This window comes from Mesobacillus maritimus (genome assembly GCF_044803185.1).
GTDB lineage: Bacteria > Bacillota > Bacilli > Bacillales > Cytobacillaceae > Mesobacillus_B > Mesobacillus_B maritimus_B.
Map to the genome: position 1 here is coordinate 5,588,425 of NZ_CP085225.1, position 20,670 is coordinate 5,609,094.

Consider the following 20,670-nt stretch of genomic DNA (forward strand, 5'->3'; position numbering starts at 1 on the left):
GCCGGAAGGAGGAGTGAACGATGGATCCAGTGAATATGAAGACGGTCCAGGATGCTCTTGAAGGCTTTCTGGATACAGAAGTGTATGTCCATCTTGAAACCACAAATGGAGCATATGCATCGCATCATAATGAACAGTTTTTTTCTGCTGGTGCTTATATCCGCAACGCGAAATTAACTTATGAGCGTGCCAAAATCACAGGCGCCGGGCCGTATCGAGTTGGATTAAAGATCCCGTTCGGATGGGTCTATGCAGAAGGCATTACCCATTATGAACAAGATGATAAAGGAAGACTTTTACTTGCAGGCCATGATTATGACGGCAAATTAGCAGTGGCCCTCCAGATTAGCAAAACACCGTTCGAATAAGAAAAGCGCAAGCGTCTCGTTCAGCGGAATGACCTGGTGCATTTAATAAAAAGGAGCGTGGAAAGCAGTTGGAAAAAGAACGACAAGTACTGGTTGTATTTCCTCATCCAGATGATGAGGCATTCGGCGTATCTGGCACGATTGCCTCACACGTCAATATGGGGACACCTGTTACATATGCCTGCCTAACTCTTGGTGAGATGGGTCGAAATATGGGCAACCCACCATTTGCAAATAGAGAGACACTCCCTAGCATTCGTAAGTACGAATTAAAGGAATCTGCCAGAGTCCTAGGAATTTCTGATTTACGTATGCTAGGCTATCGGGACAAAACAATCGAATTTGAAGACCCCGATAAGCTTACAAAAGAAATATCTGACATGATTGAAGAACTCAATCCTTCGCTTATCATCAGCTTCTATCCTGGCTACTCTGTCCATCCGGACCATGATGCAACCGGTGCGGCTGTTGTCAGTGCGGTAGAAAAGCTGCCGGTTGAAAAACGACCAAAGTTACATCTTGTCGCCTTTTCAAATAATTGCGTCGAAGAACTCGGTGAGGCTGACATCGTTCACGATGTCAGTGCAGTTGCAGACCAAAAGTTTGATTCCATTAAAGCCCACCAGTCCCAGACTCAACTCATGATGGCTGGCATGGCTGAAGGGTTAAAAAACCAAGATCCTGAGGTTATGGCTAGACTGAACTACGAGCGTTTTTGGACATATAAATATTAAAAAAAGTGCCTGACCCCGTTGCATTACTGCAACAAAGGGTCAGGCCTTTTTTTGTTTCTCTGTTCTTCTCCTCTTCACAAACCTTTCACAAAACCGCCTTAAAAGTGTGAGGCAAATCACATTTCCACTTCCTTTCCAAGCGTTACGATGAACTTGTAAATTCATCAAAAGGGGGAAAGAGAATGCCAAATTCTGTTGCTAGCTTTATCATTTGTACGATTCTTGGGTTTGGAATTGGATTCGCAGGATTTCAACTGGCTGGAAAAGATGACGTCGCTTCGACCGATACTCGAACTGAAACCGCAACCAATACTGAGTCCACGGACAATACACCTGCAGAAGACGGTTCAGGTGAGGAAGCCGAACAGCCAACTACTGAGTCTGTTGTTTCTGCAAACAGCGAAATCTTAAATACAAAAGGATGCTTATCTTGCCACTCTGTTTCTTCATTAGATTTAGAGGGCGGAGCAACTGGACCAGATTTATCCCAAGCCTTCACCGGTGTTGAAGGAAAACATGGCAAGCCACTTAATGAGTTTTTAAAAGAACCAACCTCAGCCGTTATGTCTAGTGTCATCAGCGGAAGCCCTTTGACAGACGAAGAAATACAACAACTGGTTGATGCACTTCAAGAAGCTGCTGAATAAGGGTTTACTCCTTTTCAACAGCTAAATTATAAAAAACAAAACTAATAAGGTGGTGCAATGTATGAAGAAATGGATTCCTCCCGTTGCTGGGCTCGTAACTGGATTGCTAGCGGCGACTGTCTTTTTTGCCGACTTCTCTCCAGAAAAAACGACACAAGTAACAGCCGACAACGACAGCAATAACAAAAGCAATGCCGAAAAAGTGTATGTCCCTTTTGGGGAAAAAGATGAATACTATTTGATGGCCTCTGGTGGACACTCTGGTCAAATGTTTATATACGGTGTTCCATCGATGCGTCATATTCGTACTGTTCCTGTTTTCTCACCTGACTCTGCGACAGGCTATGGCTTTGACAATCATACTAAAGAGTTAATGGGTGACTTTACATGGGGCGACCTTCATCACCCTGCCCTATCCGAAACAAATGGTGATTATGATGGAAAATACTTATTTGCTACCGATGTTGCGAACAGTCGCGCAGCAGTCATGAATTTAGAAACGTTTACAACAAAAGACATCATTAATGTTCCAAATACTAGTGGGCCACACTGTGCTGCATTTGTAACGGAAAATACTGAGTATATGTTCTTGCCTACTCGTTTTGCCGTTCCAATTGGAAGTGAGTATGCTTCATTAGACGATTATAGTGAACAATACCGCGGAGTTATGTCCGCTGTTACTTTTGATGAAGAAAAAGAAAAATTAAACGTAGCTTACCAGGTTGCCCTTCCACCTTGGTCCTACGACTTATCTGACGCTGGAAAAGGAATATCTAGTGACTGGGCAGTTATTACAACTTATAACACAGAAGAAGCAACAACTAATCTAGAAATCAACGCGTCCCAAGCAGACCGTGACTACATCATTTTAATCAACTGGAAAGAGCTTGAGCAAAAAGTAAAAGATGGCGATTATGATGAAGTAACAGGACAAAAAATGATCTTCCCTGAAAAGCATAAAGGCGGCATTTATCTCATCCCTGTTGCCAAATCTCCTCATGGTGTCGACGTTACTCCGGATGGTTCCCGCTTTATTGCATCTGGAAAACTGGCACCAGCGATGACTGTCTTCTCATTTGAAAAAGCGTTCGAAGCAATTAAAAATCAAGACTTTGCAGGCGAACGCAACGGCATTCCGATTGTAAAATACGAATCCGTTATGGAAAGAGAAGTAAACCCTGAAAATGCTCTTGGACCGCTTCATACCCAATTCGATGACAAAGGAATGGCCTACACAACAATGTTCATTTCTTCTGAAATCGTGAAATGGGATCCGAACACTGGTGAAACATTAGACCGCGTAGCTGTTCAGTATTCTCCTGGGCACGCCGTTGCTGCTGAAGGTGACACCGTCGCACCAGATGGAAAATACATTATTGCCCTTAATAAAATTGCCAAAGATAGTTACCTATCTGTTGGACCATCTCACCCAGAGTCTATGCAGTTGATTGACCTACGTGGCGACAAGATGGAAGTGATTCAATCAGCACCTGTGAACCCAGAGCCACACTATGCCCAGTTAATTAAGGCAGATAAAATTAACACCATCTCTGTCTATGACAAGGATGAAAGCAATCCATATGCTGTTTATAACCAAAAAGACGCTAGAATTGAACGTAAAGGCAATGAAGTTCATGTATACGGAATTGCCATGAGATCTAAGTTCATCTTTGATGCAAAAGCAGAACGTCCTGACGTCATCGAAGTCAATAAAGGCGATAAAGTGTTCATTCACCTTACAAACACTGACTTTGACCAAGATATCACTCATGGTTTTGCGATTAATCAATACGACTTGAATATGGAAGTACAACCGGGCCAAACAAATACCATTGAATTCACTGCAGATAAAGCTGGTACCTTCCCACTTTACTGTACGAACTTCTGCTCTGCCCTGCACCAGGAAATGTCAGGATACTTCCTAGTAAAACCATAAAGACGACTTGAAATAAGTCTGTTTTTGTAAAGGTTATTGTTAAAATCCTAAAGCCGATTTTAACGCGGATAATGCTTTTAGTGCGTTAATAGTAAGTTTGCAAGCTCTTTCTCATAATCTAAAATTTTTTCAGCGAAAACAGGCTAGGACAACTTTTATATTTTCTCCGAAAGAAACAAAGGTTGAGAAAAGAGCCTTGGATAATAAAATGGAGGGGGATCAACAATGTGCTTGATGCCCTCTTCCTTTTAAGAAGGCTGATTTCGTTAAAATTGTTGTTAAAATTGTATAAAATCTTAAAGCCGATTTTAATGCAGAATCACCTATTTTGTGCGACATTACTAAGTTTGCAGCTCTTTTCTCATATGCTAAAGCTACCTTTCAATGAAAAACATGGTATTGGATCTCTATTTAAGTCCTGAAAGCAACAATGCTTGAGAAAAGAGACTTTAGAAAAGAGGCGTATAGAACGATGAAAGGAAAACAACTTTCACTTGTATCTTCAATTTTAATTGTTCTTGCTGCTTTGCTCATCTTCGCTTCCCTTCTCTTCCCATGGTGGAAAATGGAGTTTTGGGCACCACAGTATCCTGAAGGCCTAGATATCATTGTCTATCCAGACAAGCTCGAGGGAGACATTGATAATATAAATGCATTAAATCACTATATTGGCATGAAGAACTTTAGTGAAGAAAACTTTCCAGAATTGCAATTTCTGAAGTATCTCATTGCCGGATTAGCGATCATTGTATTGTCTGCCGCATTCGTACGAAGAAAAGCTTACTTATACGTAGTCCTAGGACTGTTTGTAGTCGGTGGCGCTTTGGGCGTCTGGGACTTAAAACGCTGGCTAAAAGATTTCGGTACCAACTTAGATCCAATGGCACCAATCGAAATGGCTCCTTTTGTTCCACCCATGTTTGGGGAAAATATTGTAGCCAATTTCACTACTTATAGCTCTTTACAGACAGGTTCCTATCTAGTCGTTGCAGCTTTTATCTTAGTACTTATTCCATTATGGAAGGATCGAAAAAGATGAAAAAAATCCTGAGCCTGCTATTTCTGTTTGCCTTCATTCTTGGTCCCTGCAGGCCAGGAGCAACAGAAAACCTACAATCTATCATTGATGAGGCTTCTGCTGGAGCCACCGTTCAACTTGAAAATAAAACCTATGAGGGCAACATCGTCATAGAGAAACCCATTCATCTCATAGGCAAAGCGGGCACCACGATTAAAGGAGACGGCACAGGCAATGTTATCTCCGTTCGAGCAGAGGGTGTAACCCTTGAAAATATGAACGTAGAGAACGGTAGCATGGACCGTAATAGTTCCGAAGAATATGCAGCCGTAAAAGTTTATACCAATGGCAATACTCTTCGACAGCTTACAATAAAAGACTCTTTTCATGGGATTTACTTAAGCAAAGCCCATAATAATACGATTGACCAGGTGCAGGTCCATGGCAAGGGTGATGGAGAAATTGCCGGTCAAGGGAACGGACTGCACATCTATTATTCAAATCAAAATACCATAAGCAATAATGAAATCGAAGGTAACCGTGATGGGATGTTCTTCGATTATGCAGACGGCAATGTGGTGCTAAACAATAAAATTAGTAAAACCAGATACGGTCTACACTTTATGTATTCAAACGAAAATGAATTTAAAAACAACATATTCACCTTTAATACAGGTGGAGCAGCCATCATGCATTCCAGTGGACTTACGCTCGAAGAAAACCAATTTATTTTTAATTATGGCCATCGTTCCTTTGGTCTTCTGCTACTATCCGCGAACGATAATCAAATTGAAAACAACACTTTCTACATGAACCAAAGAGGGTTGTATATAGATCAAGCTACAAGAAACATGATTCGTCATAATAAAATTTATCAAAACCAAATCGGCATTGAACTTTGGGCAAGTTCAAATGACCAGATTTTCACTGAAAATACGATTTCCGAAAATACATTACCCGCCGTCACACTTGGCGGGACTGGGAACAATACTTGGAGCATGGATGGGATTGGCAACGACTGGGGTAGCACCATCCCTATGCTAGACCTTGATCAAAACAGCATTGGAGATCATTCAGCCATTTACCAATCTTCCCTTTACGAGCTGATTGAGGACCAGGAACTTACCTATCTATTTCTAAAAAGCCCGGCGATTACTATCTATGAGAAAATGAATCAACTTCTAAACAATAGTAAAACGATGTTTGAAGACGAGCATCCTTTAATCAGTAGCCAGGAAAAACAAGGATTTCTATGGCCCGTCACCCTCCTACTGTTAGGTATGCTAGTCCTTGTAAAATTTAGATCCCTAAAAAACATCATACAAGGGAGAAATTCACGATGAATTATATATGGAAGGAATGGAAGGAAAGTATACGAAGCAAAGGTCTATGGCTTTCATTGGGAATCATTATCATTGTATCCTTGCTCATGCTATCAAGATCTTCAGGACTCGGTTTTGACCAAGGCTTTTATATTTTACTCATCAATCTGTTTGAGGGGCTAATCTATTTTATCCCCATCCTTTGCCTTTTTCTCGGAGCCTTTTCGATTTTTCAAGAGAAAGAGCAGAAAACCCTTGTGATGCTTTTAACCAGACAAGAAAGCACTCTATCCTTTTTATTAAAAAAGAGTATAGCTATCCAAGCCGTACTCCTTGTGCCTATCTTTATCTGGTTTTTTATCTACCTAATTCCATTAAAAGTAAGCTTTGTCGTTGACTTTAGTCATTATTTTCTATTTGTGGTAGCCTTGATTGGCTTTATGTTGGTATTCACCCAGATCGGTGTGTTCATCGGGAGCATCAGTCGCTCAAGAATGCAAATAACCGGAATTGCGGTAGTGGTTTGGTTTTATTTCTTCTTCCTGCATGATTTTATGCTACTATCCATCCTTCCTACCATTACGCATGACAATGTACAACTATTCTCTGTAGCCTACTTTCTAAACCCGATTCAGGCAGTAAGGATGTTCTTAGAATCAGGGCTTGGTTTGTATTCCTTTGGAAACATGTCCCGACTGCTAGAATCATTCATGTGGTTATCCCCTCCTGTTTTCTTTGGGATCAACCTACTATTTTGGATGGGCATTTCGTTTACTTTAGCAGTACTTCTCCATCGTAAGGAGGGCTTTGAATGATTGACGTTCTTAACTTAACTCAATCTTTTGGTAAAAAAACCGTGTTAAATCAAGTATCCCTTACCGTAAATGAAAATGAGGTTTGTGCACTGGTGGGTCGTAATGGTGCTGGAAAGAGTACCTTCATTAGTAGCCTTCTTGGTCTTTTACCAGTTAAAACAGGCACGATAAAAATAAATGGCAAGGAACGTAGTAAAAAACAGCCGTGGAGGAATGAAATTGCCTATTTACCTGAGAAATTTATGCTTTATCCATCCTTAAGTGGCTATGAAAATATGCTATTTTTTGCTAAAGCTGGCGGCAAAGGGATGGCCGATGACGAAAAGATTCAAGAGCTATTAACATCTGTCCGACTCTGGGATGACAAAGATGCTCAAATTAAAGGCTATTCTAAAGGGATGCTCCAGCGTCTAGGGCTAGCCATTACCCTTTACCAAGATTCAGACATTATTATTCTCGATGAACCAACTAGTGGGATCGATCCAATTGGACGAAATGAAATTCTAGATATTTTAAAGAGTCTTACAAATAAAACCATTCTCTTATCCTCTCACCACCTTGATGAGATTAGACAGCTTTGTACCCATGTAGCTTATTTGGATGAAGGAAAAATCACGAAATATCCAGTTGAAGAATTTGTAAAGCTTCAGCATTTGGGAGGAATATAAACATGAACAAGTGGACAATATTTGGGTTTTTCATGCTAGTTTTACTTCTTTCAGCCTGCAGTAGCAAGCCAAGCTTGGAAGTTGAAGTGACAAAGGAACCAGCGTTTCTAAAGGAAAAAGCGTCTACAATTGAAATACAGATAACAGAAGATGCAGAACCAGTGAAAGGATTAGAAGTGACCGCTGAGTTAGCCATGGTCGAAATGGATCACGGAACATTTAAAGTTACATTAGAGGAAATTGCTGATGGAAAATATGCTGGGTCTGCTGAATTCCCTATGGCTGGCAAGTGGGAATCTGTATTTTTACTAGAAAAGGACGGCCAAGAGACCGAAAAAGTGATTGAGATAGATGTCGAAAAAGCCGCCGGTGTTGCTTCAATTAACGGTGAATGGATAACCGAGGAAGACGTTGAGTTTTACCGTTTTATCAATAACCTCCATATCGAAATGGCACGTGAAACAGATAAACAAAAATACACTGGTACAGAGCTTGAAGAGGCGTTGGCATATTGGGATACACAAGAAGAAATGAATGAAAACCAAAACATGCTGGTTGCGCAAATTATTCGTTTAAGAGCAATGGCCATGCTTGGGGAAGAAAAGGGTCATCAAGCAACTGAAGCCGAAATCAACAATGAAATTGAAAAAGTACGCAGTCAATATGAAAAGTCAGAAGCTGCTAAAAACATGATTGAGGAATACGGTGCAGAAAAGTTCTGGAAATACCAAGAAGCTCAGTACGGAAGAATTGTCCTAACGCAAAAGGTGCAAGCTGATGTGATTGAGTTAGTGAAGAAGGACTCACCAGAAGCAAGTGACCAAGAAGTTCAATTTACGGCAGAAAAAAAGTATGAGGAATTACTTGTTTCACAGGTAGATTCGCTAGAGATTGAGCTTTTATAAGCTGTGGAAGGACAAAAGGCCCCTCTTTATTTAATCTCTATAAATTAAGAAGGCTTTGCTTTATTGGGTAACTAGCGAAAGGCAAATAAGGGGAGTTTTTCCCGTTAAATGCAAAATGGAGTGCATTTCGGGGGAAATAAGGGGAGTTTTTCCACTTATGCATATAAAATCCACCCGTTTTTCTCGTTTTTCGAGTCAATAAGGGGAATTTCTCCCTTTATTTAAGCTATTTTAAATGCTATTTACGAAATAAGGGGAATTCTACCTTTATTATTTTTTAAGTGTCAATGAAGGTAAGCAATAATACCAATAAAAGCAGGGCAAACCCCATATATGGTTGCCCTGCTTTTACTATTTGCACCTCAAAAAATTACCTACACGGCTGCCACTATTCAGCTAATGTTGAAAGTGAAACCTGATACAGCTTATCATCATTTTCCTGAGGTACCCCGCGGCCATCGGTATTATTGCTCACAAAAAACAACTGGTTACCCTCTAAGAAGACATCACGGATCCGTCCTAAACCGGTGACGACTTCCCTTGTTTCCATCGTCTCCAAGTTAAACTCCCGTACCGCATTCCCTCTCAGAGTCGCCACATAGATCTTCCCATTCGAAATGACCATCCCTGATGGAGCCCATGTATCGGTGCCGGAATGAAATAATGGTGATTCCATCCCTTCTTGCTTGTCATCTCCAATAATCACTGGCCATCCATAGTTTTTCCCTGGTTCAATTATATTGATTTCATCATGTGCATTAGGCCCATGCTCACTCGCATACATCGTTCCATCTTTAGACCAATTCAGCCCTTGAGGATTCCGGTGACCATAGCTAAATACATAGGAGTCCTTAAAAGGGTTATCGTTCGGAACCGTGCCATCCTGGTTAAGCCTCAGGATTTTCCCATTTAATTTATCCAAGTCTTGAGCTAGCTCAGGTTCTGCTGCATCCCCCGCGGTTGCATACAACTTCCCATCAGGCCCAAAGGTTAATCTTCCACCGTGATGAACATTTCCACTAGGAATTTTATCTAACAGGAGCTTTGTTTCCCGCCACTGATTACCTTCCAAGGTTAACTCAATGATTCGGTTATACTGCCCATTATCCTGATACGTATAGTAACCAAAGGCTTTTCCTGTTTCTTGAAAATCAGGGGCTAAAACAAACCCGAGTAACCCAGCCTCAGACGCACCGGCAAGTGGCTTTTCAAGAACCACCTCTTGCCTCGTTTGTTTGCCTTCCTCCACTTTTACAATAGATCCCTCTCGTTCACTGATGTAAAAGGTATCATCTGTTTTATTGACTGCCCAAGGAACCTTGAGGTCCTGAGCTATAATCTGCAGCTCCAATTGGCGAGACGCCGTTTCCTTATCCTCAACGGGTTGTGGGTCATCCGGAGAATGGCTTTCATTTTCATTTCCCTCATTTGAACATCCCCATAAGAGGAGCCCTACCAAGAGAAACATTAACCACTTTTTCAACATTTCTACCATCCTTTCCTCACTCGAGGCGAACGGTGTTTACTCTTAAGCTGTTATAGTACTTCCAATATCGCCTGTGCTACGCCACTCTCATCGTTCGTCGCCGTCACGACATCGCACTCCATTTGAATTTCAAATGAAGCGTTGCCCATCGCAACCGCTCTTCCGGCACGAGCAAACATAGACAAATCATTTTCATTATCGCCAATTGCCATTGTCTCAGACATTTCAATGCCTCTTGCTGACGCAAAGGCTTCTAGAGCCACACCCTTTTGAGCCTGTTCACTTGTAATCTCAATATTCATGTAGCCTGATGAACTAACTGCAAGTCCCTCAACCTTCTTAAGGGCTTCTTTCCCACTTGCTTGTTCTTTTTCATTCATAGAAAAAGCTAAAAACTTATAAATTTGATAATCATCCTTTTCAAAGACATGATCATAGCTGTCCACTACATGAACAAGGCCCTTTTCAAATCTTTCCTTTGCCCCACTTACGATTAATTCCATAGGAGCTTCTGGATTTGCGCTAGTAAAAATATCAATAATGGCGGAAATTCCTTTATCCTCGTTATCCGTATAGGTTCCTTGATTGGTGTAAATCTCAAAATAAATCCCTTGGTCTCTTAAAATATGAGCCACTTCTCTAACTAGATCTTTCGATAAAGGGTTTGAGCTAATCAGTTCGCCTTCCTTAGAGCGTACCTCAGCACCATTCACACAGATTACTGGGCATTCAATTTCGGCTTCCTTTAACACAAATTGCGCTTCTGCGTATGAGCGGCCAGTGGCCACCACGAATTCCACTCCCTGCTCCTGAGCTTTTAAAATGGCTGCCTTATTCTCGTCGGTAATCTTTTGATACGCATTCAATAACGTTCCATCCATGTCAGATGCGATGCATTTAATCATATTGCCACCCCTGTCCAATTTCGCTACCTATATAGGTTTATTATGTGTCATTCTACCATGTATTTCTAAGGAAAGCGCAAGCCCCCTGCTCAGCCGCAGTTGGTCTATGGCTTATTTTGGAATGTACTTACTTCCTTCTCGTACACTTAATGGTGCGAGAGAGGTTGATTGGATAAACTGCTTTACAGACTGGGGATCGGTTTTTGAATATTCCCGAAGTGCCCAGCCAATGCCTTTTTGAATGAAAAACTCTTTGCTATCGGCATTTAATTTTATGTACTTATAAAGCAAGTCTTCCTTGGTCTTGTCCTTGTATCTAAGCTGATGGATAATCGCTGTTCTTCTTAACCACATATCCTCTGACACCGCCCACTTGTCTACTAACTCCTCAATGAGCTCAGGGTGATTTGCGATAATCGTTCCAGCTGGATGCTGCGCGAGCATGTCAACCGTGTCCCACCATGATTTTGTGGTAATTAGTTTTTCTATATGGAAAATATGATGCTTCTCCAACTTTTTTAGGAATTTCGCTACATAATCTAATCCGAGCAATTGGAATTCTCTCTCCGGCTGCTCCCATAACGCTAATACAAACTCCTCGTTAAAAGGTTCCCTCAAAATCCCTGTTTCTTGGAAAAACAACTTTTCAATCTCTCTTCTCACAGGTGTTTTTATTCCAAAGAAGCTAAAATGACCCCTTAAGTAGCGACTCATCTGTTCCGCATTTTCAGCATTGGCCTTGTCCGTCAGTCTTTGTCTTAAGTCATTAATAAGAGTTTGCATCCATCTCTTCCTCTAAATTGGTATTTTCTTTCTGTCTTATTTTAGCATTAATGGCACTGATAGGATAAATTATTGTCTTTTTATGGAGATAGTACCGGTAGGAACTTTCGTGTTTGTTTAGCTATTGCAAGTTTGTAGTTAGAATCGGGTTTTGTGTAGATAGAATACAAATTTGTGTAGATAGAATCGGAATTTGCGTAGATGGACCAGCCTTGATTGTAGATAGCGCGACTTTTTATGTAGATATAAACCTAATTTGCGTAGATAGACCAACTGCGCCTATATTTTAGAAAATCATAAAAATATTTCATTGAATTACCTCGTTAAAACCCGTTTATTTCGAATCACCCAGGAAATAATATACGGAATAATCAGTTTGGGAAAACCAGTTGGCAAAACCATAGTAGTGAATTAAAATAAACAAGGTTTAATAAATATGTAATAGAGGATGAGTGAGAATTGGAACAAGCATTACAAAATAAACAATCACGAAAGAACTTTTTAATCTTTTTTCTGCCTTCTCTGCTCGGAATCTTTTTGTTTATGGTTCCGATCTCTTATAAAGACAACATTACCATTCCCATTGCGGTCCTTGCTGGCTGGGTACAAGAACTTCTTGGCGACTTTCTACCACAAATTATGACTGTGATTATTATCTTGACCCTGTTGGGAACGATCTTAGCAAAAACGATTCGACCTGAAATTATGAACCGTAATCTATTTTTAAAAACGCTGTTTGATGTGCCATTAATATGGTTTATCGCACGCATTCTAGGCGCAATCTTCGCCATTTTAGTTTTATTCCAATGGGGACCAGAGGCGATTTGGTCGGAAAATACAGGTGGCTTGCTTTTATATGACCTCCTCCCTGTCCTATTTGCCGTTTTCTTATTTGCTGGCTTATTTTTGCCCCTCTTATTAAACTTCGGTCTTCTTGAACTGTTCGGTACCATGCTTACGAAAGTAATGAGGCCTGTGTTCAAGCTACCTGGGCGCTCGTCAATCGACTGCATTGCGTCATGGCTTGGAGATGGAACAATTGGAGTATTGCTAACAAGCAAACAATATGAAGAGGGTTTTTATACAAAACGGGAAGCAGCGGTTATTGGAACATCCTTTTCCGTCGTCTCAATCACCTTTAGCTTAGTGGTGATTTCACAGGTTGGCCTCGCCCATATGTTTGCCCCTTTCTACCTGACTGTTACTGTTGCTGGTTTCCTTGCAGCCATTATCATCCCAAGAATACCACCACTCTCGCGGAAGCCAGATACGTATTATATTGAGAAATCTGTGCAGTACACGGAAGATAGGCTCCCGCCAGGGTATTCTTCATTTTCTTGGGGCATGACTCAAGCTCTTGAAAAGGCAGGAAAAAGCCGTGGTCTTCGTGATTTCTTCACTTCTGGTGTAAAAAATATTCTCGATATGTGGATGGGCGTTGCACCAATTGTCATGGCGCTTGGAACACTCGCATTAATCGTGGCCGAATACACCCCGTTGTTTCAATGGCTTGGGCTGCCGTTTATTCCGCTTCTCGAGGTAATGCAGGTGCCTGAAGCAAAAGCAGCTTCTGAGACACTTGTTGTTGGCTTTGCGGATATGTTTTTACCATCCGTCATTGGCGCAAGCATTGAAAGTGAAATGACGAGGTTTATCATTGCCTCGGTCTCCGTTACACAGTTGATTTATATGTCTGAGGTAGGCGGTTTGTTGTTAGGGTCAAAGATACCTGTTTCTTTTTGGGAACTATTTATCATTTTCCTACAGCGAACATTAATTACTCTCCCAATTGTTGTTCTAGCAGCACATATCATTTTTTAACCAAAGAGAGCACTCCCGCTGAGTGCTCTCTTCGTTTATTTAGTTTTCAGCTAGCTTTTTGATTTCTTCATTTAACTCCGCTGTAATCTCATCAATCTTTGGATAATCCATTGCTTCAATATAGATTTGCTCTAGTTCATCATGAAGGTTCTTGGCTTGAGCAAGAGATGCAATCGCATGATTCATATAGTCTCGATACCTTTTGGAAACATCCTTAATTTCCGCTTCATATTTCTCATCGGTACCAGGTGCAATAATCGTCCCATACATGTCAATCACTCGGTCATTGACTCTCTCTGGAAAGTATTCATGGGGAGCAGTACTATCAAAAATGGCAAACCCTAGTTCCCTGACAATGATCATATCGAGGCTGTGTGGATCAAATCCACAGTGATAGACTTCCGTATCAAAGCCTCTTCTTTCTGCTTCTGCAGCAATTTTTTTCAGCATTGTTGACTTCCCTGAGCCTGGACGGCCCTTAATTAAGTACCGTACAGCCAAGCCTGAGGTTAGATTTGGAACAAAGTCAACCGCGCCTTTTGGGGTTGCAGCTCCTAGGTAACGATGCCTCACATCGGCTTTTTTATTCAAACTCTTGTCTTCAAAGAGTTTTCCGAGTAACTCCTCTGTAAAGGTATTCGCTTTATCAAAATCCATATTTTCAATATAGATTTTCTCCCACTCATCATGAACCCGAAGTGCTTCACCAAATAACGTATATGCTCCGGTGAATGCGGCGCTCATTTCTGTTGAAATTTTTTCAATCTGTTCTTTTTTTGCTTGTAGCTTTGCTGAATCCCAGGCAACACCGAGGTTTACGTACTCCTCCACCGCTCCCGGTAATTTAGGCTCGATGACATGAGGGGCGGTTCCGTCCACAATACCGAATCCAAGCGACCGAATGATCACACCGTCAATGGAATCATTATCCGACGAGCAGTGTAAATATTCGATATCATAGCCCTTCTCATTCCATTCCTTGCCGAGCTTTTTCATCAACGAAGATTTCCCCGTACCTGGGCCACCCTTTAAAATAAACAAACGCGAGAGTCCTTCTAAATTAGATTCATATAAACTATAAAAGCCGCGGGCCGTGTTCCCTCCAGCATAGTAATTAAGCACCTTTCCCATCTAAACACTCCTTCCGGCAGCAACAAATTTTGCTTTCACATGTAGCCTATGCTTTTTACGTATCTTGGGTGAATGCCTATTGCTTACTAGACAACCACAAACAAGCCCATGTTTTGGGAGGAAGTTACTTTCTTATATCGACAAACCGAGCATCGATTACTAGTTGTAAATCGCTTGGTGCCAACTCAATCTGGTAGCCGATTTTCCCTGCACTCACCACGATTGTTTGAAGGGTTTCTGCTTCGCTGTCAATAAACGTGGGATACTGTTTCTTCATTCCAAGAGGCGAGCACCCACCACGGATATAGCCTGTATACTTTTGGATATCCTTAACGGGCAGCATCTCAACCTTCTTTTCTCCAGAAGCTTTTGCTGCCTTCTTCAAGTCTAGCTCCGCTTCTACCCCGATAATAAAAACGTACAAATCCTTGGAGGTCCCCTGAGCAACCAACGTTTTGTATACTTCCTTCGGCTCCTTGTTGATCTTCGTTGCAACGGAAACCCCGTCAATCTTTCCATCTTTATTGTCATAAGTATGCATGGTATAAGCAATCTTTTTTTGATCAAGAAGCCGCATTGCATTCGTTTTAATTCCTGCCATTTCTGCTTCCTCCAATTGGTATTTCCTTCATTTTACCGATAAGACTTCCCTTCGAGCAACCAATGACTTGTGATGAAAGTCAGGATTATTTTTATTTTAAAGGGAAAAATACGGTTATTATTGTACATTTAGGAGGATTTGCTTATGACGAGTAATTCAATGCCCCAATTTCCTGAAGCATATTGGCTTGGGAGTGCCGAACTTCCAACCTTCCCGAAATTACAGGAGGATATCAGTACAGAGGTTGCGGTTATTGGTGGAGGGATGACTGGGATCACCTCTGCTTATCTCCTCGCCAAGGAGGGAAAGAAAGTGGTCCTCCTTGAAGCTGGACGCATTCTAACTGGAACCACTGGACATACGACCGCAAAGGTGACCGCACAGCATGGAATTGTTTATGATGAACTCCTCAACCACTTTGGCAAAGAGCAGACACAACTTTATTATCAAGCGAATGATGAGGCTCTGCAATTTATTCGAACCCTAGTAAATGAGCAAAAAATTGATTGTGATTTTTCTAATCAAGATGCTTATATCTACACGAATTCTCAACAAGAAATGCAGAAGCTAATCAAAGAATATGATGCCTATGAAAAGTTAGACATTAAGGGTCGTGAATATAAAACGTCAATTCCACTACCGGTCGATCATAAAGCAGCCATCGTGATGAAAAACCAAGCCCAATTCCATCCTTTAAAATATTTAAAACACCTTGTCGAGGAAATTACCAAAATGGGTGGCCAAATTTATGAGAATACGACCGCTGTTGATATTGAAGAAGGAAATGAACCAAAAGTAACAACAAGAGATGGCCATAAGGTCAGCTGTCAGCACATGATTGTTAGCTCTCACTATCCTTTTTATGATATTAAAGGATTTTACTTTTCTAGGCTGTCGATTTCAAGATCCTATATCCTGGCTGTTAAAACTGAGAAGGACTTTCCTGAAGGCATGTACATCACCGCTGAGCAGCCGACCCGGTCTTTACGCTATACCGAAATGAATGGGGAAAAGCTTGTTCTATTCGGAGGAGATCGTCATAAGACGGGTCATGATAAAAACACACACCAGCATTATGAAGCACTTGAAGCATTTGCAGCAGAGAACTTTGGAATAAAAGAAATCCCTTATCGCTGGTCAGCCCAGGATCCTGCAACCTTGGACAAGGTACCATATGTCGGCAACTATTCCGCAACACTATCAAATATCTATGTGGCAACCGGTTATCGTAAATGGGGAATGACCAATAGTACGACTGCTGCACGGTTAATGACCGACTTGATTTTAGAAAGGGATAATCCGTATAAGGATTTGTTCGATCCAAGTCGATTTAAAGCAGATCCGGATGTTAAAAAATTTCTATCTGTTAACAGCCATGTTGCCAAGCATTTCATAAAGGGGAAAATGGAGCAACCCACTACGCAACCTGACGACTTGAAAAACAACGAAGGGGCTACCGTCATGGTCAATGGTGAGCGCGCAGGGGCTTATCGGGATGAACATGGCAAGCTTCACCTTGTCGATACAACCTGTACGCATATGGGCTGTGAGCTTGAATGGAACAATGGCGACCGTTCTTGGGATTGTCCATGCCACGGCTCACGTTTTTCCTACAAAGGCGAAGTCATGGAAGGACCTGCTGAAACACCGTTAAAGCGGATTTCAGAGAATGGGTGATGTTCATCTTTGAGGGAGTCTCTATTTGACCGTTCTGGCCTTTTGGGACAGACTTCGGGCAATTAGAAGCCCTCTATTTGATCGTTCCAGCTTTTCAGGACGGACTTCGGGTAATTAGAAGCCCCCTATTTGACCGTTCTAGCTGTTTGAGACAGACTTCGGGTAATTAGAAGCCCCCTATTTGACCGTTCCAGCTTTTCAGGACGGATTTCGGGTAATTAGAAGCCCTCTATTTGACCGTTCCAGCTTTTCAGGATGGATTTCGGGCAATTAGAAGCCCCCTATTTGACCGTTCTAGCTGTTTGAGACGGACTTCGGGTAATTAGAAGCCCCCTATTTGACCGTTCCAGCTTTTCAGGACGGATTTCGGGTAATTAGAAGCCCTCTATTTGACCGTTCCAGCTTTTCAGGACGGACTTCGGGTAATTAGAAGCCCTCTATTTGACCGTTCCAGCTTTTCGGGACGGACTTCGGGCAATTAGGCTCTTTGCTCTTTCCTTTGGTCTGTCATAATAAAAAAAATCCCGTGATCAGTTATTAACCACGGGATTTTTCCTGTTCTTCCAGTAATGTTTTATGTATCCAAATGGCTGCCTGCGAGCCATCGCCCATTGCGATTGTAACTTGTTCCGAATGAGCTACGACATCTCCTGCCGCCCAGACATGTTCGACATTCGTCATCTTCGTACGGGGATCAACTAAAATATGTTTATTTTCATGAAGTTCAACCCCTAGCTGCCGTGCGAGTTGTGACTTCACCTCATTGCCGCCAAAGGCAACAAAACCACGCTCTGCTTTCAATTGTTCTCCATTCTCTAGCTTAAGCCCTTTGAAGTCTGGACCATCTGTCAAGACGCTTTCAATTGGCGTATTAATAACATCAATCTTATTTTCCTTTAACTCTAATAAGAGTTCCTCATCTACTTCCTTCTGTTCGTGATTCACATAGACAATCTGACTTGTCCAATAGGAAAGTGTCAAAGCCATATTGGCACCCGTATTGCCGGATCCCATTACAATCGTCTTTCGCTCTGAAACTTCATATCCATCACAATCCGGGCAAACATACACACTGATTCCAAGACAAGGGTGAAGTTCGGGAAACGGCGGAATTCGGTCGACAATCCCCGTTGAAAGAAGCAAACGCTTCGCACCAAAATGCTCTCCACTCTCCGTTTTTACCATAAAACCATCTAGAGTCTTTTCAACTGCCACCGCACGGTCAGCCGCAAACTGTACCCCAAGGCTTCTCGCATGCTCTTGACCAATGCGTCGCAACTCTGGGCCACTAACGCCATGGGGATATCCCAAGACATTATGGTAGCTCTGACAAATGGTTGACCGCCCGTCATTTGCATCAATGACAAGAACCCTATGCTTATACCGGCCGAGCTGAATCGCCGCCTGCAGGCCAGCAATTCCACCTCCGATAATGATGCAATCGTAAAGCAAACTAGTCACCTTCCTATTCAATATGCTAGTGTTTACCTTCATTTCAATTATTTTGATTATGATTCGCTTAGTGAGAGGATTTATACAGAATTATTAGGATGAATTTAGATTAAAACTCCTCTTAGTCTTTGTGTATTGCTTTTATTAGACATCAAATCTTACTCACTTTTTTTCAACCATTTTCAATAATTATTTTCATAAAAAAACTGCGTCCCTATTATAGGACGCAGCATATTCTTTCTTATTATTCTTGATTAGGTTTTTGCTTAGCGTTTGTTTCTTTTAATTCCACTTCATAGGTGAAATCAACTGAATTCTTCTGGTCAGCTGGTGCTGCATAAGAAGTAATCATGTAGTTCTTGCCGTCTTGGAAGAGTTGGCGTAGTTGTAGCGCATCCTCTTCTGTTACATCAAATGGGTCCACTGTGATTACCTTATAATTTGTTTTCGCACCTTTCTTATTGCCAACTTCTTTTTCATTGATGAAGGTAACAGTGTACTCAACATACTCACCAAGGACCTCATTCAGCGACTTAAATACTTCTACAGAGCTGCCGTCATTACTATAACCGATTTCTGGAATCTTTATATTATCCACGAACCAGCCTGTATCATTATAGCCCCAGTCCGTTAAGTAACGGAACGAAATGAGTACGTTTTGACCAGCATATTCGCTTAAATCAAAGCTTTCATTACTCCACTCTTTCACATTTCCTGTGAATCCAGGTACATTTTCTTTAATCTTTGGATACCCTTCTTCCACTACATCAGAACGTGTATTTTCATTTTCTAGGCTTGACCAAGTTTGTCCATTATCTGTAGAAACCTGAACTACCCCGAAGTCCCAACTCTCTTCAATATCAAGATAATGATCGAAGTTTAAAGTAGCAGAATCAACATTGCTTAAATCGGCTTCAAGAATTAAATGGTTGTCCGCTTCGTCTCCCGCATTTCCCCATAATACCTTGTTGTTTTCATCTGTAGGGTCTGCAACAGACTCCCACTGAGTTCCTAAGAAATCAACACCATCAAAAGAGATTCCTCTGATTTTATCTTGGAAATCAAGTACCTTGAAGTCACCGCCCCATGCTGGAACGCCCTCTTTTTCAAACTTTAATGCACCCTCAAAGTCTACTGTTTTACCACGGTCTGTAGTTTTTCCATCCACAGTCACAGGAAGTTTCCGTAAATCAACGGTATCAATATCGTATACTCCACCGCCCACACGGTCACTATCAATAGCAAGAGCTGTAATGAAGTTTTGATAAACCTCTGTAAAAGTCATATCAATATTATGCTTGGTAAAAGTTTCTTCAATGCTATCAATACTGTTTGTTTCGTTTAACGCTAAATCACGGATAAACTCTTGACCATATTTATCATTTAGATAAATCGTAAATAATTGAACTTGACCATAGTCAGCAATCGTTTCCGGACCAGTTTTTGCACTGTAATGATCATCCCAAAGTGTTAATGAATTTTCTGGATGATCTAGATAGAAATTAATTGAACGATCATCATATCCGTAACCACCTAAGTACTCAGAGAAAGTTGACATCCCTTCATTAATCCATGTTTCTTCATCTCCATCATTATCCGCATGAATCAAGTGCTGAAGCTCATGAATGGTTGTCCCAAAAAAAGTGCTCTCAAGACGTGTTTCCCAGCTATTTGTGTCAATGGTAATGATGTTACGGTCTGTATAGTTTTCTAGTGTTTGCCAGAAGAACCCGGCTACGAAGAATGGATAACTAGGATCATTATAATTTTCATCTTGAATATTATCTACAAGCATGATGACTTTGTCACTGCCTTCGTAATATCCTTTAGGGACATTTCCCCACTCTGCTAGAAGTGACTGAGAGCCATCTAGTGCATCAGGCGTACCAAAAAATTCTGTTGCTTTAGGATATATATTGCTATCAAACTCATTACGAAGCTTGTCCACCTGTTCTTGAGTGACAACATGTGCTGGTCTGGGATCGCCTTCCTTAAACCCTAAATCATTAGCTACCCAAATCTCAACATTTTCACCAACACTACGTAGGGTAAATGGTTTAAACTTTAAATTTCTATTAAGAAAGGATTTCGTCCCACCATCATATGTAAATGTACTATTAGATGTTTTCGGATCGGTGACTCCCTCTTCACTAAAGTTAATCCCCTTAGCCTGCTCCTTTATTGAAGCCTCAGCCTGCTTCAAAAACTCCTCATCCTGAGCAAGTCGATTCAACTGCCCATCAATATCAACACGATCGCCATATCGCTCAACATCCCAATTTGCTGTTGTTGCTGCCTCTGCTTTTTGAAGAGGTACTACTGTAGGTGCAAGCAAGGATAATGCTAATGCCCCTGTGGAAAGAATGGATAATAATTTCTTTTTGTTCATCGTTGTTCTCCT

Annotated in this window: 18 protein-coding genes; 11 read left to right on the forward strand and 7 right to left on the reverse strand. The window is 41.4% G+C overall.

What is annotated here, in order from left to right:
- The first annotated feature begins 20 nt into the window (after positions 1–20).
- From LG336_RS26815 to LG336_RS26855, 9 genes are all read left to right on the forward strand, one after another.
- Positions 21–368: a YojF family protein gene (locus LG336_RS26815; protein ID WP_404330523.1), complete on the forward strand. Its 348-nt coding sequence runs from the start codon at positions 21–23 to the stop codon at positions 366–368.
- A 68-nt stretch (positions 369–436) separates the two neighbouring features.
- Positions 437–1,102, forward strand: coding sequence for a bacillithiol biosynthesis deacetylase BshB2 (gene bshB2, locus LG336_RS26820; protein ID WP_404330524.1), 666 nt, complete (start codon positions 437–439; stop codon positions 1,100–1,102).
- 182 nt (positions 1,103–1,284) lie between these two features.
- On the forward strand, positions 1,285–1,749 hold the full coding sequence (locus LG336_RS26825) for a c-type cytochrome (RefSeq protein WP_404330525.1): 465 nt from the start codon (positions 1,285–1,287) through the stop codon (positions 1,747–1,749).
- Between the two features lie 61 nt (positions 1,750–1,810).
- Positions 1,811–3,685 carry a Sec-dependent nitrous-oxide reductase gene (gene nosZ / locus LG336_RS26830; RefSeq protein ID WP_404330526.1) on the forward strand — a complete coding sequence of 625 codons (1,875 nt, stop codon included), beginning with the start codon at positions 1,811–1,813 and terminating at the stop codon, positions 3,683–3,685.
- 472 nt (positions 3,686–4,157) lie between these two features.
- Entirely contained in the window at positions 4,158–4,724 is a 567-nt protein-coding gene (locus tag LG336_RS26835; RefSeq protein WP_404330527.1) for a hypothetical protein, read from the forward strand.
- Positions 4,721–6,046 (forward strand): nitrous oxide reductase family maturation protein NosD, encoded by a 1,326-nt coding sequence (gene nosD / locus LG336_RS26840; RefSeq protein WP_404330528.1) that lies wholly within the window; start codon positions 4,721–4,723, stop codon positions 6,044–6,046. Before LG336_RS26835 ends, nosD begins: the two co-directional genes overlap by 4 nt.
- Positions 6,043–6,840 (forward strand): ABC transporter permease, encoded by a 798-nt coding sequence (locus LG336_RS26845; protein ID WP_404330529.1) that lies wholly within the window; start codon positions 6,043–6,045, stop codon positions 6,838–6,840. The genes nosD and LG336_RS26845 overlap by 4 nt, the downstream gene beginning before the upstream one ends.
- The gene (locus LG336_RS26850; protein WP_404330530.1) at positions 6,837–7,508 is read left to right on the forward strand and encodes an ABC transporter ATP-binding protein; all 672 of its coding nucleotides are present in this window, start codon (positions 6,837–6,839) and stop codon (positions 7,506–7,508) included. Before LG336_RS26845 ends, LG336_RS26850 begins: the two co-directional genes overlap by 4 nt.
- 2 nt (positions 7,509–7,510) lie before the next feature.
- Positions 7,511–8,413 carry a FixH family protein gene (locus tag LG336_RS26855; protein ID WP_404330531.1) on the forward strand — a complete coding sequence of 301 codons (903 nt, stop codon included), beginning with the start codon at positions 7,511–7,513 and terminating at the stop codon, positions 8,411–8,413.
- Between the two features lie 388 nt (positions 8,414–8,801).
- Here LG336_RS26855 and LG336_RS26860 read toward each other — a convergent pair whose 3' ends face one another.
- The 3 genes from LG336_RS26860 to LG336_RS26870 form a co-directional block, all read right to left on the reverse strand.
- Positions 8,802–9,896: a PQQ-dependent sugar dehydrogenase gene (locus LG336_RS26860; protein WP_404333296.1), complete on the reverse strand. Its 1,095-nt coding sequence runs from the start codon at positions 9,894–9,896 to the stop codon at positions 8,802–8,804.
- Positions 9,897–9,949: 53 nt separating this feature from the next.
- Positions 9,950–10,804, reverse strand: coding sequence for a Cof-type HAD-IIB family hydrolase (locus LG336_RS26865; RefSeq protein ID WP_404330532.1), 855 nt, complete (start codon positions 10,802–10,804; stop codon positions 9,950–9,952).
- A gap of 111 nt (positions 10,805–10,915) precedes the next feature.
- Positions 10,916–11,587, reverse strand: a complete 672-nt coding sequence (locus LG336_RS26870; protein WP_404330533.1) for a DNA alkylation repair protein — start codon at positions 11,585–11,587, stop codon at positions 10,916–10,918.
- Between the two features lie 459 nt (positions 11,588–12,046).
- On the opposite strand from LG336_RS26870, the gene LG336_RS26875 reads away from it, so the two are divergent.
- A complete protein-coding gene (locus tag LG336_RS26875; RefSeq protein WP_404330534.1) occupies positions 12,047–13,408 on the forward strand; it encodes a YjiH family protein in 1,362 nt (453 codons plus the stop codon).
- 39 nt (positions 13,409–13,447) lie between these two features.
- Here the strand turns inward: LG336_RS26875 and LG336_RS26880 are convergent, their stop codons facing one another.
- Both LG336_RS26880 and ybaK read right to left on the reverse strand, forming a co-directional pair.
- Complete coding sequence (locus tag LG336_RS26880) at positions 13,448–14,539, reverse strand: PRK06851 family protein (RefSeq protein WP_404330535.1); 1,092 nt, start codon at positions 14,537–14,539, stop codon at positions 13,448–13,450.
- A 124-nt stretch (positions 14,540–14,663) separates the two neighbouring features.
- The gene (gene ybaK, locus LG336_RS26885; RefSeq protein WP_404330536.1) at positions 14,664–15,140 is read right to left on the reverse strand and encodes a Cys-tRNA(Pro) deacylase; all 477 of its coding nucleotides are present in this window, start codon (positions 15,138–15,140) and stop codon (positions 14,664–14,666) included.
- A gap of 144 nt (positions 15,141–15,284) precedes the next feature.
- Between ybaK and LG336_RS26890 the strand changes: the two genes are divergently transcribed.
- The gene (locus LG336_RS26890; RefSeq protein WP_404330537.1) at positions 15,285–16,817 is read left to right on the forward strand and encodes an FAD-dependent oxidoreductase; all 1,533 of its coding nucleotides are present in this window, start codon (positions 15,285–15,287) and stop codon (positions 16,815–16,817) included.
- Positions 16,818–17,354: 537 nt separating this feature from the next.
- Here the strand turns inward: LG336_RS26890 and LG336_RS26895 are convergent.
- Entirely contained in the window at positions 17,355–18,269 is a 915-nt protein-coding gene (locus tag LG336_RS26895; RefSeq protein ID WP_404330538.1) for an NAD(P)/FAD-dependent oxidoreductase, read from the reverse strand.
- A 244-nt stretch (positions 18,270–18,513) separates the two neighbouring features.
- Entirely contained in the window at positions 18,514–20,658 is a 2,145-nt protein-coding gene (locus LG336_RS26900; RefSeq protein WP_404330539.1) for a choice-of-anchor J domain-containing protein, read from the reverse strand.
- Positions 20,659–20,670: the final 12 nt, after the last annotated feature.

What these genes read in the sequence shown, in the direction of transcription:
- LG336_RS26835 (WP_404330527.1), top strand. Translation starts at nt 4,158, where the DNA reads ATGAAAGGAAAACAACTTTCACTTGTATCTTCAATTTTAATTGTTCTT.
- LG336_RS26900 (WP_404330539.1), bottom strand. Translation starts at nt 20,658, where the DNA reads ATGAACAAAAAGAAATTATTATCCATTCTTTCCACAGGGGCATTAGCA.
- LG336_RS26865 (WP_404330532.1), bottom strand. Translation starts at nt 10,804, where the DNA reads ATGATTAAATGCATCGCATCTGACATGGATGGAACGTTATTGAATGCG.
- LG336_RS26850 (WP_404330530.1), top strand. Translation starts at nt 6,837, where the DNA reads ATGATTGACGTTCTTAACTTAACTCAATCTTTTGGTAAAAAAACCGTG.
- nosD (WP_404330528.1), top strand. Translation starts at nt 4,721, where the DNA reads ATGAAAAAAATCCTGAGCCTGCTATTTCTGTTTGCCTTCATTCTTGGT.
- LG336_RS26880 (WP_404330535.1), bottom strand. Translation starts at nt 14,539, where the DNA reads ATGGGAAAGGTGCTTAATTACTATGCTGGAGGGAACACGGCCCGCGGC.
- nosZ (WP_404330526.1), top strand. Translation starts at nt 1,811, where the DNA reads ATGAAGAAATGGATTCCTCCCGTTGCTGGGCTCGTAACTGGATTGCTA.
- LG336_RS26825 (WP_404330525.1), top strand. Translation starts at nt 1,285, where the DNA reads ATGCCAAATTCTGTTGCTAGCTTTATCATTTGTACGATTCTTGGGTTT.
- LG336_RS26815 (WP_404330523.1), top strand. Translation starts at nt 21, where the DNA reads ATGGATCCAGTGAATATGAAGACGGTCCAGGATGCTCTTGAAGGCTTT.
- LG336_RS26845 (WP_404330529.1), top strand. Translation starts at nt 6,043, where the DNA reads ATGAATTATATATGGAAGGAATGGAAGGAAAGTATACGAAGCAAAGGT.
- LG336_RS26855 (WP_404330531.1), top strand. Translation starts at nt 7,511, where the DNA reads ATGAACAAGTGGACAATATTTGGGTTTTTCATGCTAGTTTTACTTCTT.
- ybaK (WP_404330536.1), bottom strand. Translation starts at nt 15,140, where the DNA reads ATGGCAGGAATTAAAACGAATGCAATGCGGCTTCTTGATCAAAAAAAG.
- LG336_RS26870 (WP_404330533.1), bottom strand. Translation starts at nt 11,587, where the DNA reads ATGCAAACTCTTATTAATGACTTAAGACAAAGACTGACGGACAAGGCC.
- LG336_RS26890 (WP_404330537.1), top strand. Translation starts at nt 15,285, where the DNA reads ATGACGAGTAATTCAATGCCCCAATTTCCTGAAGCATATTGGCTTGGG.